This window comes from Streptomyces sp. MspMP-M5 (genome assembly GCF_000373585.1).
Lineage (GTDB): Bacteria > Actinomycetota > Actinomycetes > Streptomycetales > Streptomycetaceae > Streptomyces.
The window spans coordinates 135565-142972 of record NZ_KB891882.1; the positions used below are offsets into that span (position 1 = coordinate 135565).

At 72.6% G+C, this 7408-nt stretch carries 7 protein-coding genes; 4 read left to right on the forward strand and 3 right to left on the reverse strand.

All coding sequences use genetic code 11. From position 1 onward, the window contains the following. Positions 1–94: 94 nt before the first annotated feature. Both B073_RS0111770 and B073_RS0111775 read right to left on the reverse strand, forming a co-directional pair. Positions 95–1435: a D-arabinono-1,4-lactone oxidase gene (locus B073_RS0111770; RefSeq protein WP_018538297.1), complete on the reverse strand. Its 1341-nt coding sequence runs from the start codon at positions 1433–1435 to the stop codon at positions 95–97. A gap of 658 nt (positions 1436–2093) precedes the next feature. Next, positions 2094–3380 carry an MFS transporter gene (locus B073_RS0111775; protein WP_018538298.1) on the reverse strand — a complete coding sequence of 429 codons (1287 nt, stop codon included), beginning with the start codon at positions 3378–3380 and terminating at the stop codon, positions 2094–2096. A 162-nt stretch (positions 3381–3542) separates the two neighbouring features. On the opposite strand from B073_RS0111775, the gene B073_RS0111780 reads away from it, so the two are divergent. Beyond that, positions 3543–4697: a ferrochelatase gene (locus B073_RS0111780; RefSeq protein ID WP_018538299.1), complete on the forward strand. Its 1155-nt coding sequence runs from the start codon at positions 3543–3545 to the stop codon at positions 4695–4697. A 46-nt stretch (positions 4698–4743) separates the two neighbouring features. Continuing rightward, a complete protein-coding gene (locus B073_RS0111785) occupies positions 4744–5559 on the forward strand; it encodes an inositol monophosphatase family protein (RefSeq protein WP_018538300.1) in 816 nt (271 codons plus the stop codon). A 95-nt stretch (positions 5560–5654) separates the two neighbouring features. Here the strand turns inward: B073_RS0111785 and B073_RS47115 are convergent, their stop codons facing one another. Continuing rightward, the gene (locus B073_RS47115) at positions 5655–5825 is read right to left on the reverse strand and encodes a hypothetical protein (RefSeq protein ID WP_018538301.1); all 171 of its coding nucleotides are present in this window, start codon (positions 5823–5825) and stop codon (positions 5655–5657) included. 321 nt (positions 5826–6146) lie between these two features. Between B073_RS47115 and B073_RS0111795 the strand changes: the two genes are divergently transcribed. Both B073_RS0111795 and B073_RS0111800 read left to right on the forward strand, forming a co-directional pair. After that, the gene (locus B073_RS0111795; protein ID WP_016576171.1) at positions 6147–6800 is read left to right on the forward strand and encodes a response regulator transcription factor; all 654 of its coding nucleotides are present in this window, start codon (positions 6147–6149) and stop codon (positions 6798–6800) included. 6 nt (positions 6801–6806) lie between these two features. Next, on the forward strand, positions 6807–7408 hold a 602-nt coding region (locus tag B073_RS0111800; protein WP_018538302.1), incomplete at its 3' end, for a HAMP domain-containing protein.

Here is a 7408-nt window from a genome sequence, read left to right on the forward strand (position 1 = left end):
GCGGACCGCCCACCGGCGGACCACCCACGACCGCGGCCCGGTGTCCCCCACGGGACACCGGGCCGCGGCACATCAGTGGCCGGCCGGCCGCCCCTCACTCACCCAGCACCTGCCGCAGATACCCGTTGGCGAACCGGCGCTCCGGATCCAGCCGATCGCGCAGCGCCGTGAACTCGCCGAACCGCGGATAGACCTCAGCGAGGTACGCCGCGTCGCGGGTGTGCAGCTTGCCCCAGTGGGGCCGCCCCTCGTGCGCCGTCATGATGCGCTCGACGGCGCCGAAATACCCCTGGTACGGCGTTCCGCGGTACATGTGCACCGCGATGTAGACGGTGTCCCGGCCCGACGCCGTGGACAGTGCGATGTCGTCGGCCGGCGCCGTCCGCACCTCCACCGGGAAGCTGATCCTGAAGGCCGACCGCTCCACCAGTGCCTTCAGTTCACGCAGCGTCTCGATGGCCGCCGCCCTCGGAAGCGCGTACTCCATCTCCACGAACCGCACCCGTCGTGGCGAGGTGAACACCTTGTAGGGGATGTCGGTGTACGTACGCGCCGACAGTGCCCGGCTGGAGACCTTCGCGATGCCCGGTATCGCCGCCGGCACCGCCCGGCCGACCGCACACGCCACCTGGAACACCCCGTTGGACAGCAACTCGTCCTCGATCCAGCCGCTCACCCGCCCGGGCGGCGCCGCCGGGCCCTGACTGCGGTTGTTGCGCTTGGTGTTGCAGTTGCCGGTGTGCGGGAACCAGTAGAACTCGAAGTGCTCGTTCTCGGCGGCCAGTTCACCGAAGCGGTCGGTCACCTCGTCGAACGTCATCGGCTCCTCGCGGGCGGTCAGCAGGAACTCCGGCTCCACCACGAACGTCAACTCGCTGACCACGCCCAGCGCGCCTAGCCCCAGCCGCGCCCCCGCGAACACCTCCGCGTTCTCGCCGGCGGAACAGCGCAGTACCGAGCCGTCGGCGGTGACCAGTTCAAGAGCGGTGATCTGTGCGGCGATCGACGCCGAGTCCCGGCCGGTGCCGTGGGTGCCCGTACTGGTGGCGCCCGAGACGGTCTGCTCCATGACGTCGCCCATGTTCGTCAGCGACAGTCCGTGCGCGGACAGCGCCCGGTTGAGGTCCTTGAGGGGGGTGCCGGCGGCCACGGTGACGGTCCCTGCCACGCGGTCGATCCGGCGGATACCGGTGAGCCGCTCGGGGCGGATCAGCAGCCCGTCGGTGGCGGCGGCCGCGGTGAACGAGTGCCCGGTGCCGACTGCCTTGACCGTCAGTCCCTCCGCGGCGGCGGTCCGCACGGCGGCCGCCAGTTCCTCGGTGCTCGCCGGCGCCACGGTCCGGGCCGGGCGGGCGGTCACATTGCCCGCCCAGTTCCGCCAGGGCGCACCCGAACCGCGCCCTTTCGAGCCGCCGAGGACGTCGGTGACTGCCATGGTGACGATCCCTCCCTCCGCGCGGGCCGGCCGCGTGCGACCGCCGTTGGTCAGCGCATGATGCCAGCCCTCGACGCCGCTTCCAGGTGGAGTGACGGGAATCACACGACCCCGAAAACGGGCGCAATCGCACGGCTCCCGGACATGTCGTACCGCCGGTAACACGGAAATCCGGCGGGGGTGCCCCCGCTGGCCCCGCCGCCCCGTTCACCGGGCCGGGAACGCGGAAGCAATCGACTCAGGGAGTCAACGCCGCGCCCGTGAACTCACCTGTGGGGGTGGGGTGGTGGGTGCGGTGCTGCTCTGCCTTGCAGTGCCGGCGCAACGGCCCGGCGTGTGTTTCGCCGGTGTACGGGAGCCGGCTTCGGCCGACGGACTGCTGCTGAGGGACGCCTGCCCGCCGGAGCCGTGCCGACGGCGCGGGCGGTGCGCAAGACGGGCGCCGACGACGTGGGTGGCGGAGCGGTGACGTGGTGGTGATGGTGCAGAGAGGAGGGAGGGGAAGGGGCGGCCGTACCAGTGGTGCATACGGGAGGGGCATCTCCGCGGGAGCGTCACCCTGGCTCGTCACCCGGGCCCGCGGCCCCCGATACGTCAACAGCGCGCACGCGGCGCCCGGTTGGCCCGCCCCCTGCGGCCGTTCCCGTATGCCCCGGGGTCAGCCCGCCCGGGTCTCGTCGTGGCGTTCGGCGGGCGGGGGCTCCGCGGGAGCGGGGATGCCGGCGGCCGTGGGGAAGACCGGGGGATGGGTAGCGCGGGGGCGCAGCCAGCGGTAGCCGGCGAGCGCCACCAGGGCGGCCAGTACACCCGCGGCGAGCGGCACCAGGTAGCCCCGCGCGGCGCCCCCTGCGTCGACCGCCCAGCCGGCCGCCGACGAGCCCAGCGCCACACCCACCGCCAGGCCGGTGCTCGTCCACGTCATGCCCTCGGTCAGCTGCGCTCGCGGCACATGCTCCTCGACCAGCGCCATCGTGGTGACCATCGTCGGCGCGATCGACAGCCCGGCGAGGAACAGCGTGCCGGCCAGCAGCACCAGCGACCCGTTCAGCGACGCCGCCAGCTGCAGCGGCACCATGCTCACCGCCATCGCGGCCACCCCCACCAGCCACCGGCGCGACGGCGGCCCCGCCAGGTGCAGCAGCCCGAACACCGCACCGGCCACACACGACCCCAGCGCGTACACGGCCAGCACCAGGCTCGCCGCGGCCTTGTGGCCCGCCTCCTGGGCGAACGCCACGGTCACCACGTCGATCGCCCCGAAGATGGCGCCGGTCGCCACGAACGTGCCCACCAGCACCCGCAGCCCCGGCGACCGCAGCGCCGACCCCTTCGTGTGCTGTTCGCGCGGATGCGGCACCGGCTCCGTCGCGCGCTGCGCGGTCAGCCAGAACACCCCCGCCGCCAGGAACGCCCCGGCCAGCAGCGGTCCGGCCTCCGGGAACCACGCCGTCGACAGCCCGATCGACAGGATCGGGCCGAGGATGAAGCACATCTCGTCGACGATCGACTCCCAGGAGTACGCGGTGTGCAGCTCGCGCGGCGCCCCCCGGTACAGCTCCGCCCAGCGCGCCCGCACCATCGAGCCCACGCTCGGCACGCAGCCCGCGCAGGCCGCGAAGGCGAACAGCGTCCAGTCCGGCCAGCGCTGCTGCGCGCTCAGCAGCAGCCCGGCGACCGCCGCCAGCGCCACCAGCGTGGCCGGCCGCAGCACCCGGCGCTGGCCGTGCCGGTCCACCAGACGGGAGATCTGCGGCCCGAGCACCGCCGCGGACAGCGCCAGCGTCGCGGACAGCGCCCCGGCCAGGCCGTACCGCCCGGTCAGCTGGGACACCATCGTGACGATGCCGATGCCCGTCATCGACAGCGGCATCCGCCCCAGCAGCCCTGCGGCGGAGAACGCCTTGGTGCCGGGGCGGCCGAAAAGGGCGCGGTAGGGACTGGGCAACGGGGTGCTCCGCCGGTGAGGAAAACGGTAAGGAATGTCTGTGGCCGATACAGCTTACGGGCGGTGAGGTGCCCGGCGCCTCCCGATTTCCGCCCGCCTTCCCGCCGCCTCCACCGGGGCCTGACACCCCCGCCCCGGGCCGGGAGTGGGAGGATCGGGGCCATGCCCGAACAGTGCGACCCCCGCCCGTACGACGCCCTCCTCCTGCTGTCCTTCGGCGGTCCCGAAGGCCCCGACGACGTCGTGCCGTTCCTGGAGAACGTCACCCGTGGCCGCGGCATCCCGCGCGAGCGCCTCAAAGAGGTGGGCCGGCACTACTTCATGTTCGGCGGCGTCAGCCCCATCAACGCCCAGAACCGGGAACTCCTCGACGCCCTCCGCAAGGACTTCGCCGGACACGGCCTCGACCTGCCCGTCTACTGGGGCAACCGCAACTGGGCGCCCTACCTGACCGACACCCTGCGCACCATGGTCACCGACGGCCACCGCCGCATCGCCGTTCTGGCCACCAGCGCCTACGCCTCGTACTCCGGCTGCCGCCAGTACCGCGAGAACCTCGCCGACGCGCTCACCGTCCTCCAGGCCGAGGGCCTGCCCGTCCCGCAGGTCGACAAGCTGCGCCACTACTTCAACCACCCCGGCTTCGTCCGCCCGATGGTCGACGGCGTCCTCGCCGCCCTCGCCGAGCTCCCCGAGGAGACCCGCGCCGGCGCCCACATCGCCTTCACCACGCACTCCATCCCGACCGCGGCCGCCGACACCTCCGGCACCCCCGACGACCACACCGACGACGGCACCGGCGGCGCCTACGTCGCCCAGCACCTGGACGTGGCCCGGGTCGTCGCCGACGCCGTACGGGAGGAGACCGGCATCGCCCCCCCCTGGCAGCTCGTCTACCAGTCCCGCAGCGGCGCCCCGCACATCCCCTGGCTGGAACCCGACATCTGCGACCACCTGGAGGAGCTGCACGGCGCCGGCGTCCCCGCCGTCGTCATGGCCCCCATCGGCTTCGTCTCGGACCACATGGAGGTCAAGTACGACCTCGACACCGAGGCCACCGCCAAGGCCGCCGAACTGGGCCTGCCGGTCGCCCGCTCGGCCACCGTCGGCGCCGACCCCCGGTTCGCCGCGGCCGTCCGCGACCTCCTCCTGGAGCGCGCCGCCACCGAACGGGGCACTACCCCCGAGCGCTGTGCCCTGGGCGCCCTCGGTCCCTCCCACGACCTCTGCCCCGTCGGCTGCTGCCCGGCCCGTACACCCCGCCCGGCCGCGGCCGGCGCCGACTGGACCGGCCCCACCGCCGACACCCCCGCGTAACCGCCCGCCCGAGCCCCGACCACCGCTCGTCCGAGCAAGGAGCACCGTGCCCGACCCCCTGCCCACCGACCCCCTCCACGACGAACTCCTCGCACTGGCCCTGGAGGCTGCCGCCCGCGCCGCGACCCTGCTGCGCGACGGCCGCCCCGCCGACCTGGGCGTGGCCGCCACCAAGACCAGCCCCATCGACGTCGTCACCGAGATGGACCTCGCCTCGGAGAAGCTGATCACCGATTTCATCGGCGAGCACCGTCCCGCCGACGGTTTCCTGGGCGAGGAGGGCGCCGGCAGCCCCGGCACCAGCGGCGTCCGCTGGATCATCGACCCGGTCGACGGCACCGTGAACTACCTCTATGGACTGCCCTCCTGGGCGGTGTCCATCGCGGCCGAGAAGGACGGCGAAACCGTCGTCGGCGTGGTCAGCGCCCCGATGCGCGGCGAGACCTACCAGGCCGTCGTCGGCCGCGGCGCCCATCTCAACGGCGAACCGCTCCGCCACCGGCCCGCCCCGCCGCTCTCCCAGGCCCTGATCGGGACCGGCTTCGGCTATCTCACCGAGCGGCGGGCCGCCCAGGCCGAGGTCGTGCGCACCCTCCTCCCGCAGGTCCGCGACATCCGCCGCGGGGGCTCGGCCGCCATCGACCTGTGCGACGTGGCCTGCGGCCGGCTCGACGGCTACTACGAGCGCGGCCTCAACCCCTGGGACCTGGCCGCCGGCGTCCTGATCGCCTCGGAGGCCGGCGCCCTCACCGGCGGCCGCCCCGGCCGGCCCGCCTCCCACGAACTGACCGTCGCCGCCTCCCCGGGCGTCTTCACCGTCCTCCAGCCCCTCCTGGACGACCTCGGCGCCTGGCACGACTGAGGCGTCCACCGGCCCGCGTACCGTGTGCGGACATGGCTGCGCCCCGGCACCCTCCCTCGGTGCCGGGGCGCAGCCGCTGTCCTACGAGGCCGGGATCAGGCGTTGACGCCGTAACGCACGCCGTGCTCGGTCGCCAGGCGCTGCAGGTCCTCGAGCTCCGCCAGCTCGACCTCGGCGAGGAACTCGTCACCCGACTCGCGGGCCCGGACAAGATCGGCTTCGGTGTTCCGTATGCGCTGCAAAATACCTGCGGTGAACGCGTCCATGGTGCGCCCCCTCGTCGTGGGTCGGTGGCACGGGGATGTGCCGACGGGTGGGTCGATCACGGCGTGGCCCCTGCGATGGAAAACCAAGCGTGGCAAGACGCTGGTACAGGGCGTGATCGCGGGTGTGCAGACGTCCTCCCCACCGGCACCCTCAGGGAAACCTCGGACACCCTCGAAATTCCGGTCCCCGCCGCCCCGGCGGCCGCCCTCCGCCCGTCCACACCCCCCTTACCGCCGGTTTATGGCTCTTCGGGGCAGGATGGAAGGGCTCCGATCGTTGTTGTGCCCTGCTCATCGCGGGCCGTATGGAAGGACTGCGACGTGCGTGTTCTCGTCGTCGAGGACGAGCAGCTGCTCGCCGATGCTGTGGCCACCGGACTACGCCGGGAGGCCATGGCCGTCGACGTGGTCTATGACGGCGCCGCCGCGCTGGAGCGGATCGCGGTCAACGACTACGACGTCGTCGTCCTCGACCGCGATCTCCCGCTCGTGCACGGCGACGACGTCTGCCGCAAGCTCGTCGAGCTGGGCATGCCCACCCGCGTCCTGATGCTCACCGCCTCCGGCGACGTCAGCGACCGCGTCGAGGGCCTGGAGATCGGCGCCGACGACTACCTCCCCAAGCCGTTCGCGTTCACCGAGCTGACCGCCCGGGTCCGCGCCCTCGGGCGGCGCACCACGGTGGCCCTGCCGCCCGTACTGGAGCGCGCCGGCATCAAGCTCGACCCCAACCGCCGCGAGGTCTTCCGCGACGGCCGGGAGGTGCAGCTCGCCCCCAAGGAGTTCGCGGTCCTGGAGGTCCTCATGCGCAGCGAGGGCACCGTCGTCTCCGCCGAGCAGCTCCTGGAGAAGGCGTGGGACGAGAACACCGACCCGTTCACCAACGTCGTCCGGGTCACGGTCATGACGTTGCGCCGCAAGCTCGGCGAGCCCGCGGTGATCGTCACCGTCCCCGGCTCGGGATACCGGATCTGACCGGCGATGCCTTCTCTGCCCTCGTTCTCCGGCTCCAAGGCGGCACCGCCGCCGCCTCCGGTGCCGCCCAAGCCGGCCTGGGACCCGAAACCGGTCAATGTCCGGCCCTTCCCGTGGCTGCGGCCCACCATCCGGATACGGCTCACGCTGCTCTACGGCGGCATGTTCCTGATGGCCGGCATCGTGCTGCTCACGATCATCTACATGCTCGCCGCGGCCGCCCTGCACGACGGCAGCGCGCTGCCGCTGAAGATCCTCGGCGGGAAGTTCCAGTCCACCAGCGACATCTGCGACCTGCCCACCGAGACCTCCGGGGCGCTGCTCCAGGAGGCCGTGAACAACTGCCTGATGCACCAGCGGGCGGTCGCTCTCAACAACCTCCTCAACCGTTCGTTGCTGGCGTTGTTGGGTTTGACGATCGTGGCGTTCGCGTTCGGTTATGCGATGGCGGGGCGGGTGTTGTCGCCGTTGGGGCGGATCACGCGGACCGCGCAGCGGGTGGCGGGTTCGGATCTGCACCGGCGGATCGAGTTGGGGGGTCCGGACGATGAGCTGAAGGAGCTGGCGGACACCTTCGACGAGATGTTGGACCGGTTGGACCGGGCGTT

What these genes read in the sequence shown, in the direction of transcription:
- B073_RS0111770 (WP_018538297.1), bottom strand. Translation starts at nt 1,435, where the DNA reads ATGGCAGTCACCGACGTCCTCGGCGGCTCGAAAGGGCGCGGTTCGGGT.
- B073_RS0111780 (WP_018538299.1), top strand. Translation starts at nt 3,543, where the DNA reads ATGCCCGAACAGTGCGACCCCCGCCCGTACGACGCCCTCCTCCTGCTG.
- B073_RS47115 (WP_018538301.1), bottom strand. Translation starts at nt 5,825, where the DNA reads ATGGACGCGTTCACCGCAGGTATTTTGCAGCGCATACGGAACACCGAA.